Annotated in this window: 20 protein-coding genes and 1 pseudogene; 9 read left to right on the forward strand and 12 right to left on the reverse strand. The window is 36.9% G+C overall.

Annotated elements, in window-relative coordinates:
* The first annotated feature begins 85 nt into the window (after nt 1-85).
* The 5 genes from J663_RS01235 (at nt 86) to accC (ending at nt 6463) form a co-directional block, all read left to right on the forward strand.
* Nucleotides 86-2356, forward strand: a complete 2271-nt coding sequence (locus J663_RS01235; RefSeq protein ID WP_033847356.1) for a TonB-dependent receptor — start codon at nt 86-88, stop codon at nt 2354-2356.
* 268 nt (nt 2357-2624) lie between these two features.
* Nucleotides 2625-3950: a Y-family DNA polymerase gene (locus tag J663_RS01240; RefSeq protein ID WP_033847358.1), complete on the forward strand. Its 1326-nt coding sequence runs from the start codon at nt 2625-2627 to the stop codon at nt 3948-3950.
* Nucleotides 3951-4185: 235 nt separating this feature from the next.
* Nucleotides 4186-4641 carry a type II 3-dehydroquinate dehydratase gene (gene aroQ / locus J663_RS01245; RefSeq protein ID WP_017385967.1) on the forward strand — a complete coding sequence of 152 codons (456 nt, stop codon included), beginning with the start codon at nt 4186-4188 and terminating at the stop codon, nt 4639-4641.
* A gap of 17 nt (nt 4642-4658) precedes the next feature.
* A complete protein-coding gene (gene accB / locus J663_RS01250; protein ID WP_000354611.1) occupies nt 4659-5078 on the forward strand; it encodes an acetyl-CoA carboxylase biotin carboxyl carrier protein in 420 nt (139 codons plus the stop codon).
* Nucleotides 5079-5095: 17 nt separating this feature from the next.
* Nucleotides 5096-6463, forward strand: coding sequence for an acetyl-CoA carboxylase biotin carboxylase subunit (gene accC / locus J663_RS01255; protein WP_002115704.1), 1368 nt, complete (start codon nt 5096-5098; stop codon nt 6461-6463).
* A 47-nt stretch (nt 6464-6510) separates the two neighbouring features.
* On the opposite strand, the gene J663_RS01260 is transcribed toward accC, so the two are convergent.
* The 7 genes and pseudogenes from J663_RS01260 to J663_RS01290 all read right to left on the reverse strand — a co-directional run bounded on the left by J663_RS01260 (nt 6511) and on the right by J663_RS01290 (nt 14633).
* Entirely contained in the window at nt 6511-7014 is a 504-nt protein-coding gene (locus tag J663_RS01260) for a hypothetical protein (protein ID WP_002115710.1), read from the reverse strand.
* A 155-nt stretch (nt 7015-7169) separates the two neighbouring features.
* Nucleotides 7170-8336, reverse strand: coding sequence for an MFS transporter (locus J663_RS01265; protein WP_212771397.1), 1167 nt, complete (start codon nt 8334-8336; stop codon nt 7170-7172).
* Nucleotides 8337-8884: 548 nt separating this feature from the next.
* A pseudogene (locus tag J663_RS01270) lies at nt 8885-9911 on the reverse strand (spore coat U domain-containing protein).
* A complete protein-coding gene (locus J663_RS01275) occupies nt 9902-12310 on the reverse strand; it encodes a fimbria/pilus outer membrane usher protein (protein WP_081404600.1) in 2409 nt (802 codons plus the stop codon). Before J663_RS01275 ends, J663_RS01270 begins: the two are co-directional and overlap by 10 nt.
* A 40-nt stretch (nt 12311-12350) precedes the next feature.
* On the reverse strand, nt 12351-13058 hold the full coding sequence (locus J663_RS01280) for a molecular chaperone (protein ID WP_033847362.1): 708 nt from the start codon (nt 13056-13058) through the stop codon (nt 12351-12353).
* Nucleotides 13059-13141: 83 nt separating this feature from the next.
* A complete protein-coding gene (locus J663_RS01285) occupies nt 13142-13669 on the reverse strand; it encodes a spore coat U domain-containing protein (RefSeq protein WP_033847363.1) in 528 nt (175 codons plus the stop codon).
* Between the two features lie 532 nt (nt 13670-14201).
* Complete coding sequence (locus tag J663_RS01290) at nt 14202-14633, reverse strand: hypothetical protein (protein WP_033847365.1); 432 nt, start codon at nt 14631-14633, stop codon at nt 14202-14204.
* Nucleotides 14634-15099: 466 nt separating this feature from the next.
* On the opposite strand from J663_RS01290, the gene J663_RS01295 reads away from it, so the two are divergent.
* From J663_RS01295 to J663_RS01305, 3 genes are all read left to right on the forward strand, one after another.
* On the forward strand, nt 15100-16773 hold the full coding sequence (locus J663_RS01295) for an FMN-binding glutamate synthase family protein (protein ID WP_033847366.1): 1674 nt from the start codon (nt 15100-15102) through the stop codon (nt 16771-16773).
* A 211-nt stretch (nt 16774-16984) separates the two neighbouring features.
* A complete protein-coding gene (locus J663_RS01300) occupies nt 16985-18040 on the forward strand; it encodes a linear amide C-N hydrolase (RefSeq protein ID WP_017387349.1) in 1056 nt (351 codons plus the stop codon).
* A 62-nt stretch (nt 18041-18102) separates the two neighbouring features.
* Nucleotides 18103-18597, forward strand: a complete 495-nt coding sequence (locus J663_RS01305; RefSeq protein WP_002115218.1) for a hypothetical protein — start codon at nt 18103-18105, stop codon at nt 18595-18597.
* Nucleotides 18598-18650: 53 nt separating this feature from the next.
* Here the strand turns inward: J663_RS01305 and J663_RS01310 are convergent, their stop codons facing one another.
* From J663_RS01310 to J663_RS01330, 5 genes are all read right to left on the reverse strand, one after another.
* On the reverse strand, nt 18651-19679 hold the full coding sequence (locus tag J663_RS01310) for an alpha/beta hydrolase (RefSeq protein ID WP_002115207.1): 1029 nt from the start codon (nt 19677-19679) through the stop codon (nt 18651-18653).
* The gene (locus tag J663_RS01315) at nt 19679-20803 is read right to left on the reverse strand and encodes a YdcF family protein (protein ID WP_033847371.1); all 1125 of its coding nucleotides are present in this window, start codon (nt 20801-20803) and stop codon (nt 19679-19681) included. Before J663_RS01315 ends, J663_RS01310 begins: the two co-directional genes overlap by 1 nt.
* A 4-nt stretch (nt 20804-20807) precedes the next feature.
* On the reverse strand, nt 20808-21842 hold the full coding sequence (gene murB, locus J663_RS01320) for a UDP-N-acetylmuramate dehydrogenase (protein WP_033847372.1): 1035 nt from the start codon (nt 21840-21842) through the stop codon (nt 20808-20810).
* A gap of 19 nt (nt 21843-21861) precedes the next feature.
* On the reverse strand, nt 21862-22365 hold the full coding sequence (locus J663_RS01325; protein WP_002115216.1) for a low molecular weight protein-tyrosine-phosphatase: 504 nt from the start codon (nt 22363-22365) through the stop codon (nt 21862-21864).
* 257 nt (nt 22366-22622) lie between these two features.
* Nucleotides 22623-22850 (reverse strand): tautomerase family protein, encoded by a 228-nt coding sequence (locus tag J663_RS01330; protein ID WP_002115197.1) that lies wholly within the window; start codon nt 22848-22850, stop codon nt 22623-22625.
* Nucleotides 22851-22912: 62 nt separating this feature from the next.
* Here J663_RS01330 and J663_RS01335 point away from each other — a divergent pair, with 62 nt between their 5' ends.
* Nucleotides 22913-23380 (forward strand): winged helix-turn-helix transcriptional regulator, encoded by a 468-nt coding sequence (locus tag J663_RS01335; protein WP_002115170.1) that lies wholly within the window; start codon nt 22913-22915, stop codon nt 23378-23380.
* Nucleotides 23381-23553: the final 173 nt, after the last annotated feature.

Genomic DNA, 23553 nt, shown 5'->3' on the forward strand with positions numbered 1-23553 from the left:
TTTTTTTGTCCAACAACGATATTGTGAATTACAATCATTCTCACTTATAATTCGACAAATTTAAAATCACTCTCAGGGCGAGACAATGGGAAATAAGATAAAAAGTCACAAACTTTTTACGAGGAAGTCTGAAGTAAAAAATATCATTCCACTCCTTTCACTTGGTGGGGCCATCTTTCTCTCAAACTCGGCCTTTGCAGCCTCAACCTCTGAGACAACAGATGTTGAAAAAAAGCCTGAGGCACTTCCTACAATTACAATTACCGCTTCACGTGCAGATGAACTTTCTACTTCTGCCAAGCAAGTGACCAAGCTAGATGAAAAACAAATTGAACTTTTAAGAAATGGTTCATCTGGCAGTATTGCAACCGTTTTAGCAAAAGCCGTACCGGGCCTATCAGACTCAAGCCGCACCATTACCGATTATGGTCAAACTTTACGTGGTCGTAATGCTCTCATCTTGGTGGATGGCGTTCCAATGAACCTGACACGAGACACATCAAGAGGACTTTCAGCAATTGACCCTGAAAGCATTGCCAACATTGAAGTGATTCGCGGCAGTAACGCAATTTATGGTGGCGGTGCTTCTGGTGGTATTATTTCAATTACCACGAAAGCGGCTGGGGGCGAACCTACAGCTAAAACCGTAATTGGCCTACAAACACCTTTAACAAACTTCCGTTCTAATGCTTTAAGTGGCGATATTCATCAATATTTCACAGGCAGCTTTAACGCTTTTGACTATGCGCTCGACTTTGGTTATCAGCGTATTGGTAGCCCATACGATGCAAGTGGTGACCGTGTTGCACCTGAACCTAGTCAGGGCGATTTATATGATGCCGATGCTTACAGCGTAGGTGGTAAACTTGGTTATCATATTGATGACAACCAATACCTACAATTCGCTGCAAACTATTATAATGCCGAGCAAGACTCAGATTATGCATCTGACCCAAGTGTAAAAAATGCTCCTGCTGGAACTATACCAGCGAAAGCAATTAAAGGCTTAAAACTCAAAGACCAAAATAAAAACGAAAACCAGATATACAATTTAACTTATAACCATAAAGACTTGTTTGGTAATAAGGTTGATGCTCAAATTTATTACCGCGACTTCTTTACCCGTTTTTCACCATTTGATGCACGAAAAAATCCGAATCGGGGTGGAAACGTAGACCAAATCTATCAAGAAAATAACATACTCGGTAGCCGTTTAACTGTTACCACACCGCTTAAGTTTTTAGATGACACCTCACTGGTTTGGGGTGGTGACTTTAGCCGTGAAAAAAGCGAAATGCCTTTAGATACTTTCAATCCTGATATTTATGACCAATCTGGTGGCCTAGATTTTGTAAAAACTGGTAAGCTCATTTATTTACCTGAACTTACCACACAAAGTGTTGGTGGCTTTGTACAGTTAAAACATCGCTTTAATGACCAATGGTCGGCTGAAGCAGGTACACGCTATGAAGATAGCTATGCCCAAATTGATAGTTTTATTCCATTATCACAATTTGATCCTAAAACACAATCATATAAGCCGAACCCTTATGTATATCAAGGTGGGAAAGTAAAAGCTGATGCATGGTTATACAATGCCAATTTGACTTTCTCTCCAAATGACCAGCACTCGATTTATGCATCGTTTAACCAAGGTTTTCAATTACCCGATGTTGGTGTAATTATTCGTAATGCAGATAATACTAATAAGGAAAAAAATTATGAATTATCATCTTCATTTTTAGAACCTATAAAAGTTGATAACTATGAATTGGGCTGGAAAGGAAACTTCAACAATTTCTCTTCAAGTTTAGCAGTCTTCCACTCTACTTCTGATCTAGGTGCTGTGCAATCTTTCAGCAATGGTCTGGCCCTTACTAGAACCAAAGAGAAAGTCACTGGTGTTGAAGCAACTTTTGACTATCTTGACGATGCTAATGTTTGGGGAACTGGTGGTAGTGTTACGTGGATGAAAGGTCGTGAAAAGCCGCAAAACGGTGCTGAACAAGACATGACAGGTTTCCGTATTCCACCATTAAAACTCACAGGTTATATTTCTTATAGTCCAACGGAAACTTGGACGAATCGTCTACAAGCCACTTACTTTGGTTCAGAAGATTACCGCTTAAATGGCAAAAATAGTTTTGGTCGCTATGATGTAAAATCTTATACAACAGCAGATTTAATCAGTAGCTTTGCGCTTAACAAAAAAGACACTGTGACGATTGGTTTAGAGAACATGTTTAACCGCAAGTATTATCCTCTCTATAGCCAATTATTACGAACTAGCGATAACACTAGCCATTTAGTGGCAAATGGTGCAACGCTTAAAGTAACTTATAGTCATAAGTGGTAATCAAAAACTGACGTTGAATGTGTCATAAAAAAAGGAGATCGATGCGATCTCCTTTTTTATTAAAAATATTAAAACCTTATCTATTTTTTCCATGGTTAACCTAAGTTAAACCCACAGAACCACCCTAGCATTCTGCTAAAAATTTTGTTAACTTGATTTTGTTACATATTCAAAATCCAACTTTTCATTTCACACTCCACATCGCTGTGTTTATGAAAACCCATACAAATATGTAGCTTTACCAATATTTTTAATGGGGCAAATCATAATGGAAATCTCACACCGCGAAATTTACGCGCTCGTAGATATTAATAATTGTTATGTGAGTTGTGAGCGACTATTTAATCCCAAACTTATTGGCCTACCAGTCGTAGTACTTTCTAACAACGACGGCTGTGTTGTATCACGTAGTGAAGAAGCAAAAAATATGGGTATCAAAATGGGTATTCCATGGTATCAGATCGAACAAGAAGCTCTTCAAGCAGGTGTACACGTCTATTCAAGCAACTACACTTTATATGCTGAAATGTCACGTCGCTTTTTTTCAGTTCTTGGTGAGTTTTTCTCGCCCGATGATTTAGAAGCTTATTCTATAGATGAATGTTTTATTCGCCTTACCCCTTACCTTCAATCTCTAGATATTCATTCTTATTGTGTCAAAGTCGTAGAAACCTTAGAAGAATGGCTAAGCTTACCTTGTTGTATTGGCATCGGATATTCAAAAACTCAAGCAAAATTAGCCAATCACTATGCTAAAAAAATTAGAAGCTTTAATAGAATTTGTAATTTCACCACTTTAGATCCTCTGCTTCTTGAAGACCTCATGCAACACACTTCAGTCAAAGAAGTCTGGGGAATTGGCTATCAATTAGTCAAACAATTACGGAGTTATGAGATTTATTCATGCTTAGACTTAACTTTTGCCAATGAGCATCATCTAGCAAAAGCTTTTTCTGTGGTTATGGCACGTACCATTCGTGAGCTAAAAGGCCAATCCTGTATTCAACTCGACGATCCTGCAATTGTCACCAAACGAATTTTAGCATCACGCAGTTTTGCTCAAGCTTTGTCCAGCATTGAGATTATTAAACAAGCGCTTATTTTTCATCTTAACCGGGCACATCGCCGTTTAATGAAACAAGAACAGCTCTGTGCCTGCGTTCAAGTCTTGCTTTATGAAAAAATAGATAAACCACCTTATAAAAAAGCATCTTCTCAAGCGATAGGTTTAAATTATGCAACAGATGATTTATGCATATTAACAAAAGCAGCCATGCAGCAAATAGATGTTTTATATAAAGAAAATAAAAAATATATAAAGATTGGAGTTTTATTTTGTGGTTTGCATCCTCGTCAACATCATATTGATGATTTATGGCAACCTCTTGAGTTGATTCAGCAAAGACAACAATTAATGCAAACACTCAGCACAGTTCGCAACCGATTCGGTAGTCACTATTTACAAGTCGGTTATCATTCCCGTAATCCATCTTGGCACATGAAACAATGCCACCGTTCAAAAAATTATCTAACTCGATGGAATGAGCTATTAGTGATTGGAGAGAACTCTATAGCCGTTACACAAAATACATGAACTGTTTTTGTCAATTCAGTTTAAAATAAGCTCCATTAAATTACTTGAAATTTTGTCATTTTTTAACATTGCTAAATCATCGCAAAATTTACAATATATAAGCCGAATTTGGTATACCCTTTCTGCGACGATGAAAACAAATTATAAAAAAATTGTAGAAACATATGCCATAATAAGCAAACTTTGCAGACATCTTGCAAAGAATATTTGCAACTTTAGAGCTGGAGCAATCTGAATGAGTTCGACCATTTTGGTGATTCATGGACCGAATTTGAATTTGCTGGGAAAACGCGAACCAGAAGTATATGGTCATCTTACCTTAGATGATATTAACCAACAACTTATTAGCCAAGCTCAACAAGCTTCACTCACATTAGATACTTTTCAAAGCAACTGGGAAGGTGCCATTGTTGATCGTATTCATCAGGCACAAACTGAAGGCGTAAAACTTATTATTATTAACCCTGCTGCCCTCACCCACACTTCAGTTGCTCTACGTGATGCCCTACTTGGCGTTGCGATTCCATTCATTGAAGTTCATTTGTCTAATGTCCATGCAAGAGAGGCATTCAGACATCATTCTTATTTATCTGATAAAGCAATTGGCGTGATTTGTGGTCTAGGTGCAAAAGGCTATCGTTTTGCGCTCGATTACGCTATTGAAAAAATTCAACCATCTAACCCAAACTAGTTTAGGAATAGTCGCCCATGGATATCCGCAAAATTAAGAAACTCATCGATTTAATGATTGAGTCTGACTTGCAAGCGATCGAAGTTAAAGAAGGTGATCAATCAATCGCTTTAACTCGTCGCAATCCTGTCGTTGCTGCGGCTGGGGTAGCACTTCCGGCTGCTCCTGTTGCAGAAGCACCAGTTGCAAAAACACCGCGTGGAGCAGTTGAAACTTCTCCAATGGTTGGCGTGTTCTACGCTGCTCCAAGCCCAGGTGAAGCACCATTTGTTAAAGTAGGTCAAACAGTATCTGCTGGTGAAACTTTGGGTATTATTGAAGCAATGAAAATCATGAACCCAATTGAAGCAACTCAAAGTGGCGTGATTGAAGAAATTTTAGTGAAAAATGGTGAAGTTATCCAATTCGGTCAACCTTTATTCCGTTATCGCGCGTAATTACCCCGGGGACGTCTATGTTGCAAAAAGTTTTAATTGCAAACCGTGGTGAAATCGCTTTACGTATTACCCGGGCTTGTAAAACATTAGGAATCAAGACTGTTGGTATCTATTCAGATGCCGACAAGGATTTGATGCATTTACGTTTTGTTGATGAAGCAGTATGTATTGGTCCGGGCGCAAGTAGTGATAGCTATTTAAATATCCCGGCAATTATTACTGCTGCAGAAATTACCGGTGCTGATGCTATTCACCCGGGTTATGGTTTCCTTTCAGAAAATGCTGAGTTTGCTGAAATTGTAGAGAGCTCAGGCTTTACTTTTATTGGCCCACGTCCAGAACATATCCGCCTTATGGGGAATAAAGTTTCTGCGATTGTTGCCATGAAAAAAGCTGGCGTACCTACTGTACCAGGTTGCGACCATGCAGTAACCATCCACAATGCCTTGGCAGAAGCGAAAGAAATCGGCTTCCCGCTTATTGTTAAAGCGGCTTCTGGTGGTGGTGGTCGTGGTATGCGTATTGTTGAGCGTGTAGATACTCTACTAGAATCAGTTCAAGCAGCGCAGCGCGATGCAGAAATGTGGTTCGGTGATGATACCGTTTACATGGAACGCTTCTTACAAAAACCTCGCCATGTCGAAGTTCAAGTTCTTGGTGATGGTAATGGTCATGCAATCCATTTATATGACCGTGACTGTTCATTACAACGTCGCCATCAAAAAGTACTAGAAGAAGCACCTGCACCAAACCTACCAGAGCAAGCTCGAGCTGATATTTTAGAAGCTTGTGTTCATGCATGTCAGTTGATGCAGTATCGTGGTGCTGGTACGTTTGAATTCTTATTTGAAGACGGTGAATTCTTCTTTATTGAAATGAATACTCGTGTTCAGGTTGAGCACCCTGTAACTGAAATGGTTACCGGTGTCGATATTATTGAACAACAGTTACGTATTGCTGGTGGCCTAGGACTAGAGCTTCAACAAGAAGATATCAAAGTTCAAGGACATGCAATTGAATGCCGTATCAATGCAGAAGATCCAACAACCTTCTTACCTTCACCAGGTAAAATTGAAAGTTTCTACGCACCAGGCGGTGCTGGTATTCGTTTAGATTCTCATATCTACCCAGAATACAGCATTCCACCTTACTATGACTCTATGATTGCTAAACTGATTTCTCATGGTAAAGACCGTGAAACTTCAATTGCTCGTATGCGTCAAGCGCTAGATGAAATGATCCTTACGGGAATTAAAACAAATATTCCTCTACATAAAGATCTTATTTTGCAAGATAAGAGCTTCTGCTCTCAAGCAATGGATATCCATTACCTTGAAAAACACTTGTTAAAGCAAGTCGAAGAAAAGAAAGCTGAAACTGCGTAATAAAAAAAGCCTCTTATTTTTAAGAGGCTTTTTTTATATCTATAATTTTATGGTAATACCCGACGTAAAGTCGCAAAGCACTGCTCACCTTTAGCTGTTGAACAGAAATTGATTGTATGGTCGTTTTTCCATTGTACAAAATACTGTGAGACATCACCTGTTTGGTCTTGTTTCTGACCAGAACAATCTACTTTATTATTGTCAAATTTAATTTGCATTACTAAAGCGGCTAGCTGCTCTTTAGGGTCATCAGATGGTTGATATTCATAAATACCATAAGACCATTCCTGACCGCTTTTGATCACTACATCATTACTACTACGAAAGTTATAATATTCCACACATTTCTTATTATTTGGAATTTCCATTCCCCATAATCCCATAATTTCAGGGCGCGTAACAATACGTATAGCATTAGGATTACTTGCAGTCCGAACGGGTTGTTCAGCTGGCTGTTGAGTAGCCGTTTCTGCCACAGCTAAACCAGAACAAGCCCACAATAATCCAATAATATAAATATTTTTCATAGATTTATTAATCATTAAACGCATGAAGTTAAGTTAGCATATTTTTTGACAAAATCACTGCTCCATAACCATATAAAAACAATATTTTTCAACTGTAACGTGCCACAACAAGTCATCAAACAATTTTATATTTACTTGCTTTTTTCAATATAAATTCTTTGTTTTGCATGATCTCAAGCTTAGGTAGTTGAAGAATCGACTTGTTTCGGAAGCCACTTTACAAAGCACAAACCTAAGAGCACAACCACGCTGGCCCACATAAAGATGAGTTCACCAGAAAGAATTTTCCAGAAATGCCCAGCCAGAACACTACCGAAAGCTACACCTAACCCCCACATGGTACTATAAAGTGCTTGTCCACGCCCTTGCTGTCCAGCAGAAAAGTTTTGAAAAATAACTCTCATTGCGATCAAGTGAAATAAACCAAAACTAAAGGCATGTAAGCACTGCGCAAAAAGTTGACCAATAAAATAATGTGAAAATACTGCAACTAGCATCCAACGTATGCTTGTCACTAGCAGACACACTATCACTAAACTGCGCCACGAAAAACGTTGAAAAATCTTTGAGGCAATTGAAAACATAAAAATTTCAGCAAAAACGCCCATGGCCCATAAAGATCCAATTTGCGTGGTATTAAAACTTAAAGATTTCAAAAAATTACTATAGAAACTATAAAAAGGCGCATGTGAAAAAAGTAGAATAAATTCAATTGCAAAAAATGCAGCCACTGCTGGGCGTTTAAGAACAGGAAGTAAAGGTTCTAAATGTTTTTGGGAAGTAGGTGCGCTATCAGGTTCGCGGATTGTAAAAGACCAAATAAACGCTAGCGACGCGATAATTAATAGTAAAATTGGGAGCATTGAAATATGCACTATTTCTAAAATAGCCCCAATAGTGAATACCCCAACAATAAACCCAACCGATCCCCACTTACGAATTTTGCCGTAAAGTTTAGCTTTTTGATCACCCAACCAAAATAAAGTCACTCCCTCAAATTGAGCTAAAATCGCATTTTGAAAGAAACTAAAAATAAGCATAAGCAAAGCAACTGATTGAAAAGTATTTGGCACTATAAAAATAGCCAACCATATACATGACTCCATCCAAGTTGCTATCCGAACAAGCAACATCCGCCTACCAGATTTATCAGCAATCCAACCCCAAACTAAAGGCGCAAAAAAACGAGTTACAATCGCAATTGAGGATAAAACACCAATTTCTTGATAATTAAATCCCTGATCTTGAAGATATAAATTCCAATAAGGCATGAATGTACCTACAATGGAATAGTAAAAAAAGTAGAATCCACCAAGTCGAGTTTGGATAGTAAGTGGTTGAAACAATTTATAAACCTTTGTATTTTCATGAGGTTAAAATTCGGGATAGCTGTCACGCATGTAGCCATTTGTCTTTAGTACTACTAAGCATCCACAAATTTCAATTCGTAGATTCACCGAATAAAATACAATTAAACATATCAGAGCATCTCAGCCTTTCAATTTTAACACTTTGTTTTCCAATACAAATCATTAAATTATTGAGAATCGACTTATCTCTATAAGTATTTTTTATTGATAAGAAAGAATAAATAAAGAAAAGAGAACTGTAATTTAATTTGTACAATCTGTTAACTTGTGTAAAAATACATTTAATATTCATAAGGTATATATTTATCAGATGTTTTTTCTTATTTTTTTAATTTGTCTTTTTCTGTTTTTACTCATCTTGAAACAACATTACCGCTAACCACTTATCACCCCTACTTTTTAAAAACCTAGCTGCTTCTTTAAAATTAGAACAATTAAACACCAAATTTATAAACCACTTTTTAAATGCTAAGTGTTCAACTCAAATCCTAAAAATATACTCAACATAAAATTCCAATAAATTCTTAATAAGTTACTGTAATAACTATCGCATCTGAGTAATTACCTGGAGCTGTTGAAATAGTGGTACCTTGCGGAATTTTTCCATAGACATTTGTACCCTGAGAATTGCCCGAACCTGTTTTAGAAACACCTCCAGAACCTCCAACTGCGCTTACACCACCAGTAGTATCCCATACCGCACTATAATTCGAGTTCTGATATAACTGATACGGGATGTATTGACCACTACCATTTGTCATCTGCCTAAAGCCACCAGCAATACGGTTATTCCCATCCCAAATAAATACTATATGGCAGGCCATTATTACAGGTCGTATTTACCACTCCTTGAGCTGTATAATCACGAGTAGTCTTACCAATATCATTGATATTGCCAAAATCTACATTTGATGTGGAATCTAATTGGCACATACTCGGTACAACATAATTAGCAGTGATAGTGGTATTGCCTGAGTCCCATCCACCTCCGCTATCACCTTCACAGACAGTGCTAGAGCTTGCTTGCATATCCCAAAAAAGTTGAACCGTACCCGTATATGTCCCTTTAGGATAGGCAATAAGAGACCCTGTGCGGGCTGGGACTTTTACATTTACCGAGTAACTAATAATATTATTTGAAGCGACCGTTCTCACTGGACCATACCAGACATTTGAGCTTTGGTTGGTGGTAGAAGATCCAGCACCACCTACAGTTGCTGTGACGGTGTAAGGTAATGAAACACTGTTATTAGTATTTGTGGTTCCCGTAAATACGGTTTTCATGCACATATAACCTGAAATTTCAGGAGTAGTACGCCCTCCAAGACAGCTAATCGTGCCAGAGAAGTTAATGTTTGCGTCACTATTAATAGTGGCAGCCGTATAAGTATACGTACTATTAGTTGTTCCTGTTACCGTACAAGCCGCATGTGCAGAGCTAAAAAATGCATATAATATAAAAAACAGAACAGGTGCTAAAATATACTTTATGGCCAATGAAAACTTTTCACTCTTCATCCAAAAACTATGACTCGCAGTAGTTATCGACATACATAAGGCCCCAATTTTTTAGCACTGTATTGCTTATTTTCATACGCAAAATTAACTTGGCATGAGCCATGATCCAGAAGATCCACTTCAAGTTTGTTTTGTTTTAACAGGTTTGGAATAAATACTTCACCGTCGTAGCCAACTACCCCATTTTGTTGCCCATTAATGCGAACCGTATAACCTGGTAATAAAGGTGAATTGTTGGCATCAACAAGTTTCACTAATCCTGAAATGACCTGATGAGCGCCGAAGTCAATCAAAGCTCCTTGGCGATAACCTACAAATGCTGTTTGGTTAGTGGATTTAACATCCCACTCTAAAGGTAAATATGATGGATCTAGATAGATATGATGAAGCTGATAGGGTCTTAAATTTGCAATTAAGAATCGACCGGTTCCATCAGTTGCTCCTAAATTTACCCCGCCATTTAAAATTTGACTTTGTGGCCCAGCATTAGTTACAACAGCGTAACCATCTCCAATTTCATTGGCCGCAAAGACTCGCCCTGCTGCCGCAACCAATGATCCTGTCGCTGAAAGCGCAACTTGGTCGTTATCCCCAATTCGGTTGTATCGACTTGTCAGGTAAGCTGCCCGAGCACGGTAAGAAGCATAAACCGATGCATTGTTTTGATTCGCATCTTGATCGCGCTCAACATAGCCTCCCCATCCAAATGCACCGATTTGTGGATCACTAAATCCATTTATTTCTTGTCTATAGGTTGTTTTACCACTTTCATTAGAAATACTTGTAATCGCATTGACTCGGCTAGACGGTGTATAACGCAGCGCAAAGTAAATGCCATAGTCTTTTTGGTTTTCATAATCTTTATACGCTGATGCATAAAAGCCCCAGTTTTTGTTCAGGCTTCCGCTTAAATTGGCAGATACTAATTTATTAGCATTGTCGCTATATTTGATCTGGTTATAACCCAAATAAACGCCATAGCCTGCATAAAAATTATAGTTAATTCCTGCCCTAAAAATCTCATCTGCCAGCGCACTGTAGCTCAGGTAGTTCTGCGGTTCAGAAGTCATCTGGTTATCTTTTAAATATCGAACTTGAGACACACGGGCAAGGTCAAAGTAATTATCAAATACTTTACGGTAACTGGTATTAAACGAAATATTCTTGCTGATACGCCCTTCTAATCCAAGCAAAGCAGAATAACCGTTTTCATCTTTATACTGACTCGCTGCAATATCAGCATTAATCACCCCAAAGCCAAATAGGTTCTTGGCAAAACCAGTGCCCAGGTTCGATAAGCCATCTGTTGAAGCCTCTGCACCACCACTTAAGGTCAGTGAGTTGCTGTAACCGTATCGAATCGCACCCGAAGCAAAAGTGGCATCATCATAATCATTTGAATACAGTCCGTAGTTATAGCGTGGAACACCAACATCTACTGAAAATTCATTAATGCCTTTTGCCAGAATTTTAGATGAAAAATAGTAAGCCTGTTTAGTAATGCTCTGCTGGCCCGTTGCATCGGTAGTCACAAGAGTCACTTCATTGCCTGAAATAAACGGAAGTTGTTTAATGTCAAATGGACCGGATGGCACAAGCCCTGAATAAATCTTTTGTTGGTTAACGTATAAATCTAGTGTTGAAGGTAAAGCTGCCGAACCGGAAAATTGCGGCAGTGCCGAGGTAACAAGATCACCTCGTTGAGTATAAGCACTTGACCACTGGAAACCTGCCAAACGTACACTGCTACCCCAGTCAGAACTATTGGAAATAAAGTCCCCTAAGGTATATATCCTGATTTTTTCAGGGTCTACGTACTGCCACTTACTCTCTAAGCGCACCCATTTTTCATGGCTATAACTATTTTCATTACTACCGTTGTATAAAACGCCCGAAGAAAAGTTACCGATTGCGCTGTTAAAGATCCCTTCTGCCGAACCTGAGAAAACATTCTCGTCATTGGTTATGGTGTTATACAGACTATAGTTCAGAATAGCTGCGTTTAAGGGCTTCATTTTTAGCAAATGAGGACTGGTGATCTGCTGGCCATTTAAGTCAACTGAATAATCCGTCAACATGTTCGATGGAACTTGCAAATTTAGAGCCTGCTCATTCTCTAAATATTTAAACTGGATTCCTTTTAGTTCATCAATACAGACCCATTGGTTATCAGGAGTCTGTTCATCCATTTTCACCCTTAAAACCTTCAAGTCACGAGAACGGATATACAGCTTTCTATCTTGATCTTGGCGCACCGAGATCAAATCTGTTGAAATACTCGAATTAATAGAAATCTTTAAGAAAAGCTGTGTGTACGCCTTATCAGAGATGAATACCTGATGAGACGAGTTTGTAACTTCCGGAATACTTGGTAAAGCAGCATTGGTGCTATCTTGCAATGATTCAGCAAAAGCATGAATCGGCAAGTACATAACACATAAGGCACTTACGAGATATTTCATGTGTGCCTCTTTAAAGAGATGTTTGCTTACCGTTAATATTCAATGAAATATTATATTTATGATCCGTTTGAAATTTAAAATCAGGGCTAATATTAAAATTTCTTGCTTTACCAGCAAGAATATAACCATTCACTGTATTTACTTTAATGGCATAGCTTTTATTCGCTGTTGTATCAACAAGCGTTAAATTGCTTAAAAGTGCATGTCGATTTCCAACATTATTAATTATAAGAGAGGAATTATTTTGCTCTTGTTGTATTGACCAAGTAAGTTTAGTAATTGCATCTTTATTGACTACAAATAAAGGCAATGACGAACGTAGTAGTACATTAACTCCCTGATCCACTTTACGATTATCAATCGGTTTTGGTAGTTCATCAATAATTATACGATAGGTTTGCTCACCAGAAACTGGTACTGGATTAATTCTAACTACACGTAAGTTATAAGAATCATTAGGTTGTAATTTTAAAAATGGTGGACTAACCGCGATCTCATCTGTAGGTATTAATTGATCTTGCCCAGCATTTTGGCGCCATTCAAATACACGTACCTGCAAATCACTACTTTCATTTGACTGGTTATATAAACTAATTGAAGAAGCCGATTGATCATTTAATATTTCAACGCTTACAGGCGAAAGACGAATTGATGCAGCATTCAGCATACTAGGCAAAAATAATAATAAACTTGTAGTAACAAAGATATTTTTTCTCATGATTTGCCCAGAACGACTTTTCTCAAATTAGGCTAGCTCTCTAAATCAAGAGCTAGCAATGACACAATAAAAATTATTAAAAATTAATAAGTCACTGTTACTGTTACTGTGTCAACATAGCTACCAGCACTTGGTAAAGTTGAGCCAGCTGGAATACGACCATAGACGTTAACTGTTTGTGGCGCACCAGTACCTGTACCGCTATAAGCAGTAGTTGCAATACCAATTGCTGTTGCACGGTTAGTGTCAGAGAAAAGGTTGTAAGGAATATATTCGTTGCTAGTTGCCCCGCCAATCATACGACGTTGAGTCGTTTGAGCATTTTTGCCGGCATCGAAAGCCAAAGTCCATGGCACAGTGTTGTTACATAAAACTTTAATTGCAGTACCACCTGTCGTTGTGGTGTCTGCGTCTACGTTGCTCGCAAGAGAACTTAAAGTACCAAAATCTAAAACTGCGTTAGCTGTTGTACCTGTAGCTGAAGTATTCAATACACAGCTATTTGTAATTGTTGCTTTAACAGTCAAAGTACCTGTTGCAGTTGCAGCATTTGCCGCATTGATAGACATTAAACCCAAAGTAATTACTGATAAAATGAGAGACTTTTTCATGGTTAAAAACCTTTTTACATTACGCCAATAAAATTAATAGATGTAAAAACTAGCCTTCCCCATCACAATCACTAGCTTTTCTGATTGTTTTTTCAAAGCGTTATTTTTTTACTCTACTTACGGCGCATAATACAAAAAAACAACAAAAACACTAACATAACTTTCATTCTAAATATCAATTAATAATTCAACTTCTGATGAATTTCTCAATTATAAAAATTTTTATGGTTTATCATGCTTTTTATATCAATTTTCGATACTTCTATCTAGGTTTTGTTAGTTTTACTAAAAAAATTATAGATTTTCATTAGTTAAAGTTTACCATCACTTTTAGTATTTTATATTTTTTTAATTTTTGGTAAAAAAATAATGAACAAAAAGTAAGCTACTGATTGTTCTATATATTTTAAATGAATAAGAAAAGAATATTTTATGAATAAGAAATCTAAGTAACTTATCGATACTTCTAAGATTTTTTAAGAATTTTCAGCACTTACACAATTTCCCTTTAAAAGAAGAAGGTCCTGCTAGCTTAACTATTTCTAAAAATTAAATGAAAAATTAAGCCAATAAAACCACCTCCCATAGCAAAACCCAATTGTATATAGGCTTTACCATACCAAGCTAACTCTCTGAATTGATAATCTGCACTTTGCGACCCAATTACTAAAATATTTTTAATGTCCCAGCTATGGAATCCTTTAGGTCTTTCTGCAAAAAAATCTAGAATAGGTGTAAACCCAAAAACAAATAAAATACCGAGTAAGGGATAAACGATAGATCCAGGAAATATAGGATTATTCTTTCTTTCCATAGAGTCAAATATTATAGTTGCAGCAACTAATATACTTTGTACTAGAGCGACTTTTTTGAAAGTATCTAGATCAAAACCTAGATAGAACATTAAGGTTAAGAAAAAAACCTCGGTGAAAAAAACAGAGCAGATTAATAGTTTCCAATTCATTTCAGTCCTTAAATGATTTTTTAGAATCTTATATAGTTGTAGTAATTTCTATTAAAAAAATATTTTAATTTATTTATATTAGCAAAAAACAATTAAATAGCACAACATTAATTAAATCAAAAAAATATACAAATAAAAAGTTATTATTAATTAAATCTAAAGTTAAATCTAATTAATCTGCATCCCTTTTAATGAAAATACTTAATAGAAATATTCTTTATTACAGCTAAAAATTTATAAAATATATCAATTTAATAATTAAGTATTTGATAATTTATTTAATCCCCTAAATCTCCAAATTAGATATTAATAATCGCTTAAATACTTTTTTAAAAATCTATTTCTAAATTGAGTGAATCACAGCTGTACTGTTTATTTTCTCTTGAAACTAACAATTCCACACTTGTAGTTTCACTTGCTTCTTGGCAAGGTATGTACCAGTAAAACATTAGGAATTTGTTCCAATATGGCGAGTCCAGCACAAATCATTCGACATAAATTTCTCAATACATTCTTTTCGCGCCATTCTCTCTGGTTCTTATGTATTTTTACTGCACTAAGCATCACCTGGTTTCGAACCGTATACACCCCTCACAGTATCTATTATTTTATTTCTGATACTCTCCTTAACGGGTTATGGGTGCTTACAGGTGCACTAAGTTTATTAGGTCTTTACGATGTTTTGCAGAATAAACATTCTATTCTAAGAAACTACCCAATTATGGGGCATTTCCGTTTTTTGTTTGAAGATATACGTCCAGAAATTCGCCAATACTTTATTGAAGCGGATCAAGATGCTCTACCTTTTTCGCGTATGCAAAGAAGTCTAGTTTATCAGCGTGCTAAAAATGAAAATGCAGATAAACCATTTGGTTCAATCATTGACGTTTATCAAGAAAATTATCGATTCATTGTCCATTCAATAAGCCCTTGCCCACCAGCAGATCCAAAGAGCTTTCGTATTCAGGTGGGTAATGCACAATGCCTTCAACCGTATAGTGCATCAATTATGAACATCTCTGCCATGAGCTTTGGTAGTTTAAGTGCCAATGCAATTCGCGCGTTAAATAAAGGTGCGCAGTTAGGTGGGTTTTATCATGATACTGGCGAAGGTAGTTTAAGCCCTTATCATCTGGAAAATGGTGGTGATATTGTTTGGCAAATTGCCAGCGGTTATTTTGGCTGCCGTACTTTAGATGGGAAATTTGACGAGCAAAAGTTTGCCAAGCAATCTCAATTACCACAGATCAAGATGATTGAGCTGAAGCTTTCCCAAGGTGCAAAACCAGGTCATGGTGGTATTTTACCTAAACATAAAATTACCGCAGAAATTGCTCAAATCCGTGGTGTTTCTCGCGATCATGACTGTATTTCTCCTGCAAAGCATTCTAGTTTTTCTACCCCTATTGAAATGATGCATTTCTTACAGAAGCTGCGAACATTATCTGGCGGCAAGCCAGTTGGTTTTAAACTGTGTATTGGCCAACCTTGGCAATTCATGAGTATTGTTAAAGCAATGCTTGAAACAAAAATTATTCCCGACTTTATTGTTGTGGATGGTTCTGAAGGTGGTACTGGTGCAGCACCAATTGAGTTTAGTGACAATATTGGTACCCCATTACGAGAGGGCTTACGCTTTGTCCATAATACTATTGTCGGTGCAGGACTCAGAGATCAAGTTAAAATTGGCGCGAGTGGTAAAATCATTAGTGCTTTTGATATCGCTAGCACTTTTGCACTCGGTGCAGACTGGGTTAATTCAGCACGTGGTTTCATGTTTGCAGTTGGATGTATTCAGGCACAAAGCTGTCATACCAACCAATGCCCGGTAGGTGTTGCAACCCAAGATAAAGATCGTCAAAAGGCAATTGATGTACCGACTAAATCAGAACGAGTATTTAATTTCCATAAAAACACATTGCATGCATTATCAGAAATGATCGCTGCTGCGGGTTTACGCCATCCTTCTGATATTAAAGCTCATCATTTGGCTCAGCGAGTAAATGACCGTGAAATTAAGAACTATGCTCAGTTACATTTTTTCTTGAAAGAAGGTGAACTTTTACAATCTGAACTTAATAATAACGATGATAATTTCTACTATCGAATGTGGAATATGGCTGATGCCAATCATTTTTAATTTATATTAATTTTTATAAGTTGAGCATCACCTTTATAGTGTGATGCTCTTCCATATTTAAACCTAATATGTGATTTTTGCTTAAATTTCACTCCCCTTTTAATTTGTATTTAATAGATTTTTCACCTAATATAAAAGTATAAATAACGTACACATTTTAATTTTATTTAATAAAAATTTTTTAATGCTTATAACAAGAAGGTACATCATCATGTTGAAAAAAACATTCATTTCTTCTTTTGTTGCAATCGCTGTAGGCTTAAGTAGCTATGCTGTTGCTTGTACACGTGCCGTATATTTAGGTAATAACCAACATATTATTACTGCTCGCTCAATGGACTGGAAAGTTGATACAGGGACCAACTTATGGATTATGCCAAGCGGAGTTAGCCGTGACGGTAGTGCTGGTCCCAACTCAATAAAATGGACGTCGAAGTATGGAAGTGTAATTGCAACAGGTTATGAAGTTTCAACAACAGATGGGATGAATGAAGCAGGTTTAGTTGCTAATATTTTATGGTTAGTAGAGTCTGAATACCCAGATGCAAAAAAGACAGATAAGCCTTTATTAAGTATTGCAGCATGGGCTCAATATGTACTTGATAATTTTGCAACTGTAGATGAAGCCGTTAAGGCCTTAGAAAAAGAACCCTACACTATTATTACCGACAATGTTCCCGGTGAAACACGGCTCACCACCTTACATTTATCTATTTCTGATAAAACAGGTGATAGCGCAATTATTGAATATATTGGTGGAAAACAAGTGATTCACCATAGCCGAAGTTATCAGGTCATGACCAACTCACCTACTTTCGATAAACAACTTGCACTTGTTGAATATTGGAAGCAAATTGGCGGAACAATTATGCTTCCCGGTACGAACAGAGCATCTGATCGCTTTGCACGTGCATCATTTTACATTAATGCTATTCCTAAAAATGATAATACAAAACAAGCACAAGCCTCTGTATTTAGTGTGATTCGCAATGCATCTGTTCCCTATGGATTAAATACTCAAGAAGAACCTAATATCTCTTCGACTCGCTGGCGAACTGTTGCCGACCACAAACAGATGCTCTACTTTTTTGAATCCGCTCTCTCACCAAATGTATTTTGGGTTGACTTAAAAAAGATTAACTTTAAAGATGGTAAAACACGTAGACTTGATTTAGGACCTGATCAAAGCCATATCTATGCAGGTGATGCCACCTCTTCCTTTAAAATTGCAAAACCATTTGTATTTTTAGGTCCAACTACGCGTTAATTTATGTCAAAATTTATTACTCTTAACATAAATAATATTAAACATACGATCTTGGAATTTATATGATGAAGAAATCTCTACTCTTATTGGGTTCATGTCTACTTACTGCGGCTTGTAGCACCACACAGGTTAGTACACCAGCTCCTAAAGAGGTAAAGACAGCTGGTCAACTAAACTGCTCACCAACTGAACTATGCCCAAGCTTATTGGTTAAATGGAATGAAAATCAAAAAAATCAGCTTCGAGTAGATGTTCATTTAAGTAGTAGTTATAACTTTTATGATATTAACGCTTTGACCTTTGATATTGATGGCAAACGATTCAATTACGAACCAGCTCAAGCCACTGAAAAGACAAATGTGAGCCGATTAGTACCTAAACATTCAACCACTTACTTTGTTATTCCAAGTCAATTCTTGCAAGAATTTAAAAATGCTCAAAATGTGAATGTTTTAATCAAAACAGATAAAGGAACAATCGAGCGCAATATGTATAGTCCACAAAAGCAGTCTTCAGTTTATAAAAACTTTATGCAGCTTTATCAAAATTCAAAATAAAATACAGAGATTAAGTCGTGCATCTATCTAGAATTTTGGATAGATGCATTATTTTAATAATAAAAATGTTTTGGCTTTGCATGTAAAAATGCCGGAATCAAACCCGTTAAAGCCGCACGTATATCCGCACGTTCATTAATTAATTGATGAGAGCCTTCTTCAAGCATTAACAACGTTTGGAGCCTAAATTTACGACGAATAAATTCAATATTGTAACGCCAATCAACCGTCTGATCGAGAGCACCTTGTGCAAGCCACACTGGGATACGGCAAGCAGGTCGCTCTTCCATTTCCTGCATCCATTTTGACATTGCCAAAATCCAGTCCATGCCCATCATTCGAGGTTGCAAAGGATCTTTTAAACGAATAAAACGCAAAAATTCAGGATTATGATTATTACGTCTAAAATGCCTTGGTACCTGACGCTTAATACGGCGAATAATGCCTAATCCAACGGGGTTATGCCACCACGCGGTTTTTGCAGGGCGAATTAACGGAGAAAGTAAAAGTACTCGATCTACAATCGGATCTTGGCGTTTTTCAGCATATTCTAATAAGTGATGCATCCAAATTGCTCCACCCGTACTTTGACCAATACCGACCCATGGTTTAGGTAACTGATCTGCATGTTTCACATATTGATAAACAGCCATCAAAACTTGCTGGTAATGATCAAAGTTTTTAATGCTGGCTGGTGAACCATCACTTAATCCATGCCCCGGCAAATCATAAGTAATGATACTAAAGCCCTGCTCAAGAATTTCACGAATAATTGGCTGGTAAATACCGCTATGCTCAAGATAGCCATGCAATAGACAAACTGTACCTTGTATTTTTTCTACTTTAGGTTTGAAAACTTGCACATGCAAACGGAATAAAGGCATTTGAACATAGCCTTGCCAATGGTCACATTCAAGTAAATGTAAACCATACAATTTGCGATAGGCCAGCAAATCACGAGAAGGTTCTTCTAATGTATTTAAATTGAGTGGACTCAAAACCTGCGGCGTAAGATCACGATTAGGAACCGGTAAATCTAATTGTTTTAATACGGCAGGATTGAGAAATGGAATATCTGACATTAAGGAACCTCTCGACAATCACTTGAGCCAAACAACATGTCACGAATTGCCGCAAGTAATTCATAATTTGCACGGCGGCTATGATCGTAATTTTGCACACTTGGTTGCCAACGTGTCAGTGGAGTTGGCATTGGAGCCACAACAGGAATAGTTTCTATACCATTTAAAGCAAAAAGTCGGCGTGTACGTGGCATATGGTATTCATCTGTAACCAACATGACTGTCGGTGCTCCGCCTTTTTTCTGAAGCAATAAAGAGCTAAAACGGGTATTTTCACATGTATTCATACTCCGCTTTTCTAATAGCTTTGCATCAACACCGCGCTCTTTTAACCAAGCTTGCATATAAGGTGCTTCTACACCGCTAAGTACAATAGGCAGATGATTTTGTTTTTCAACTTCTAAAGTTTTTTCTAATCGCAAACGCGTATAGCCATTAACAACAATATCCTTACCATTTTTATCTAAGGTTAATCCGCCACCCAACACAACAATTGCATAAGGCTCTGATAACTTTTTAGGTTGTACGGGTAATGGATTTTTACGCACATACTCGACTTTTTGTTCAGGTTCACTGACAGCTTTTTGATGCTCTGGCACCACAGGTTTTCTTGCTAAAAACTCTGTATATTGCTCAGTAAGCGCTTTATTTTCAGAACTATTAATAAAGAGTGCTTCATCAACAGGACTACTCGCCTCATCTGCAGCATCAATTTCTGAGTTTTTAGCGACTAAAGGAACCGTTACAGATGCGGCTTGCTCTTCCGAATCCTGTTCCTTTTCTTCTAAAAGAATAATTTGCTGCAAAGCTTTATAATTCTCTTGAATATAGGTCAGATCAGATGTTCTTTTTTCACGTAACGCCTGCTCTGTCAGTTTTAAATAGGCTTGACGGGCGATCCATAAATTTGAACCTGGCTCTAAATTATCATGCTCACTTAATGCAGCCTGTCTTTGGCTCTCAGCAGCGACTTGGTTAACATCAACAGGTACAAAATAGTTAAGCCCAGCTACAATAAGTTTTGAATAAAATGGCGAATATAAAAAAACCACGAAACAGCCTAATAGTACAAATAGCACGGTGACTACTTGTACTAAACGTACCATTAAGTGTACTTTTGGCATAAAACTATTCCGTATGATTTTCAATTAAACCTAAACTGTTATAAAGCACAGGTTCTGGTTCTAACATAATATGGAAAAGCTGATCAACATCATGTTGTACAGCCTGATAAGTTTTCCTTACATCAGCTAGAGATGCATTGGCATAATTCACCAGAACTAATGCCTGTTTATGGAACATCCCTACCATATCGAGTTGCTTCCCTTTCCAACCCGCCTGATCAATCAACCATCCTGCTGCAATTTTAACGTTTCCGTTAGCTTGAGGATAATGTGGAATTGTTGAGAATTGTGTGAATAAGCGTTCAAACTCTTGAGGTTTAACAATCGGATTTTTAAAGAAACTTCCGACATTTGGATACTCTTTTGGATCAGGAAGTTTACTTTGTCGAATATGGATGACCTGATTTTGTAAATTTTTGGCAGTCTGATTGTCTCCAACTGCTTGTTTCAAGTCGCCGTAGTTAAGTTTTAAGTGCGGCTGTTTAAGCAATTTAAAAGTAACATGCGTGATAATGTAACGGTTCGGATCATCTTTAAAAATACTATGGCGGTAGGCGAAATGGCAGTCGGCCGCTAAAATTGTCTGAGTTTGCTTTAATTTACGGTCATACACTTGTACTGACTCAATAAACTCGCCTACCTCTACCCCATACGCTCCAATGTTTTGTACGGGTGAAGCACCAACTAAACCTGGAATAAGGGCTAAATTTTGCAAACCAAACCAGTTCTGTTCAGTGCTGTATAAAACAAAATCATGCCAGACTTGACCTGCGCCTACTTTAACCCGCACAAAATCATCATCGTTTGATAAAACTTCAATTCCCTGAATATCAAGATGAATCACTAAAGCATTGATCTGCTGCGGTAATAACATATTACTACCGCCCGATAATACAAGTACATTTAACTGATGCTGCTCAGCAAACTCTAAAGCTGCTTCAATATCTTGAATATTGCCAACTTTAGTATAGTGAGAAACAGTTGCATCTAAACTTAAAGTATTGAATGGCTTAAGCTGTACTTGATTCTGAATTTGCATTGTATTGAAAAACCTATTCTTAAACATTCAATTGTTTTTTTAAAATATTAACCCACGCCAAACTACTGGACTCACATTGATTGAGTACACGTTCAAAACCATCAGCACCGCCATAATAAGGATCAGGCAACGCTTGTTGTGGGTATTCAGGATCATGCTCACTCATTAAAGCTACTTTTGCACGAATTTGATGTGCGCCAAATTGGGAAACGGCTCTTTGCAACACGTCATGAATATCTTCAAAATTTTGATGATCCATTGCCAAGATCAGATCAAACTCTAAAAAGTCTTGAGTTGAAAGTTGTCTTGCACGTAAAGATGATAAGTCATAGCCTCTTTTCTTGGCATGCAACTGACTACGCTGATCAGGCGATTTATTTGGATGATAATTACTCGTTCCAGCTGAATCGACAATAACATTGAGTTGATGCGCGTCACAATAATGTCTGAAAACCACCTCAGCCGTGGGAGAACGGCAAATATTTCCTAAACAGACACATAACACCTTATATTGTGTTTCCATTAGAAATGACTTCCAAACATTTGAATTACATAAAAATAAACAGGGTCATGCACAATCTTAACAGACTATAAGTTTGTGAGAACCGAATTGACCATTGTGACTTGTTGCATTTTGTCAAAACTCACTTGGGTTGAAAAGGAAAATAATGTTTATCAATAGATTAAAAGTTGATAAATCAGACGATAAATTAGCTAATCTTGTACTTCTTGTTGTAATTAAATAAAAGTAAAGCCCTAATTTATAGGGCTTTACAAACATCACTTTGATGCAGTGATTAATTCAATCATTTCCTTTGTTGGTCTTAAGCTGCCTAACTGCCAATGTTCAGGAGGATGCTCATCAATTCTTATCCAGACATGTTCTCGAAAAGCAGGATTTCCCTTTCCTTCTATTTCTACAAATAAGTCCGTTATTCGCTTGAAAAGCTCAGCCTTACTATCTTTATCTAGTAAACCTTCTATAGTTTGTATATTTATAAATGGCATAATGCTACCTGAATCAAAGCTAGGTCTAAATTATAGACTCATACTAATTGGAGCTTCCACTGATGTCAAATCAAATTATTCCAGATCATAAATTTCCAGTAGATGTATGTGGGATCTTCAAAATTACAGAAATATTAAATGACAGATGGACGATTCTATTGTTAAGAGAAGCCTTCTATGGGGTAACAAAATTTAATGATTTTTTAGAAAATACAGGCATATCAAAGCAAATTTTATCTAATCGTCTAAAGCATCTCATCCAATTAGAAATATTTGAATTATCAATTTATAAAGAAGTTGGTGAGCGAGAACGTAAAGAATACTTACTTACTAAAAAAGGCAAAAGTCTAAATATTGTTTTACTGGCCATGCTTGAATCTGGCGGTAATTTCATTGAATCTGGTAAAGATGTGGTGAAAGTTTTTAATAAGAGTACTGATGATGAACTTAAATTAAAACTTGTTGATCCTTCTAATCAAGTTATAGATTTTAAGAATTTGGAACTTAAGCTCATTCATTGCAAAAAATAAATTTTTATAAATTAGCTACTCTGATCATAAAGTCCTCAGTATGCTTTTATAAAGAAATAAAAAAAGCCTACTCTTTCAAGTAGGCTTTCCCCTTATGACTTTTGCGCTGATCATTCAGGTTTATTGTTGTTTAAAGCAACAGAAGGATCTTACAGAAATACTTAAGAATAAAA

It is taken from the genome of Acinetobacter sp. 826659, assembly GCF_000588515.1.
Taxonomy (GTDB): domain Bacteria; phylum Pseudomonadota; class Gammaproteobacteria; order Pseudomonadales; family Moraxellaceae; genus Acinetobacter; species Acinetobacter pittii.

Bases quoted from the DNA above. Each gene is read 5' to 3' on its own strand.
- accB (WP_000354611.1), top strand. From the start codon at position 4,659: ATGGATATCCGCAAAATTAAGAAACTCATCGATTTAATGATTGAGTCT.
- J663_RS01235 (WP_033847356.1), top strand. From the start codon at position 86: ATGGGAAATAAGATAAAAAGTCACAAACTTTTTACGAGGAAGTCTGAA.
- J663_RS01330 (WP_002115197.1), bottom strand. From the start codon at position 22,850: ATGCCATTTATAAATATACAAACTATAGAAGGTTTACTAGATAAAGAT.
- aroQ (WP_017385967.1), top strand. From the start codon at position 4,186: ATGAGTTCGACCATTTTGGTGATTCATGGACCGAATTTGAATTTGCTG.
- J663_RS01300 (WP_017387349.1), top strand. From the start codon at position 16,985: ATGTTGAAAAAAACATTCATTTCTTCTTTTGTTGCAATCGCTGTAGGC.
- J663_RS01295 (WP_033847366.1), top strand. From the start codon at position 15,100: ATGGCGAGTCCAGCACAAATCATTCGACATAAATTTCTCAATACATTC.
- J663_RS01285 (WP_033847363.1), bottom strand. From the start codon at position 13,669: ATGAAAAAGTCTCTCATTTTATCAGTAATTACTTTGGGTTTAATGTCT.
- J663_RS01335 (WP_002115170.1), top strand. From the start codon at position 22,913: ATGTCAAATCAAATTATTCCAGATCATAAATTTCCAGTAGATGTATGT.
- J663_RS01240 (WP_033847358.1), top strand. From the start codon at position 2,625: ATGGAAATCTCACACCGCGAAATTTACGCGCTCGTAGATATTAATAAT.
- J663_RS01260 (WP_002115710.1), bottom strand. From the start codon at position 7,014: ATGCGTTTAATGATTAATAAATCTATGAAAAATATTTATATTATTGGA.
- J663_RS01275 (WP_081404600.1), bottom strand. From the start codon at position 12,310: ATGTACTTGCCGATTCATGCTTTTGCTGAATCATTGCAAGATAGCACC.
- J663_RS01325 (WP_002115216.1), bottom strand. From the start codon at position 22,365: ATGGAAACACAATATAAGGTGTTATGTGTCTGTTTAGGAAATATTTGC.
- murB (WP_033847372.1), bottom strand. From the start codon at position 21,842: ATGCAAATTCAGAATCAAGTACAGCTTAAGCCATTCAATACTTTAAGT.
- accC (WP_002115704.1), top strand. From the start codon at position 5,096: ATGTTGCAAAAAGTTTTAATTGCAAACCGTGGTGAAATCGCTTTACGT.
- J663_RS01310 (WP_002115207.1), bottom strand. From the start codon at position 19,679: ATGTCAGATATTCCATTTCTCAATCCTGCCGTATTAAAACAATTAGAT.
- J663_RS01280 (WP_033847362.1), bottom strand. From the start codon at position 13,058: ATGAGAAAAAATATCTTTGTTACTACAAGTTTATTATTATTTTTGCCT.
- J663_RS01290 (WP_033847365.1), bottom strand. From the start codon at position 14,633: ATGAATTGGAAACTATTAATCTGCTCTGTTTTTTTCACCGAGGTTTTT.
- J663_RS01305 (WP_002115218.1), top strand. From the start codon at position 18,103: ATGATGAAGAAATCTCTACTCTTATTGGGTTCATGTCTACTTACTGCG.
- J663_RS01315 (WP_033847371.1), bottom strand. From the start codon at position 20,803: ATGCCAAAAGTACACTTAATGGTACGTTTAGTACAAGTAGTCACCGTG.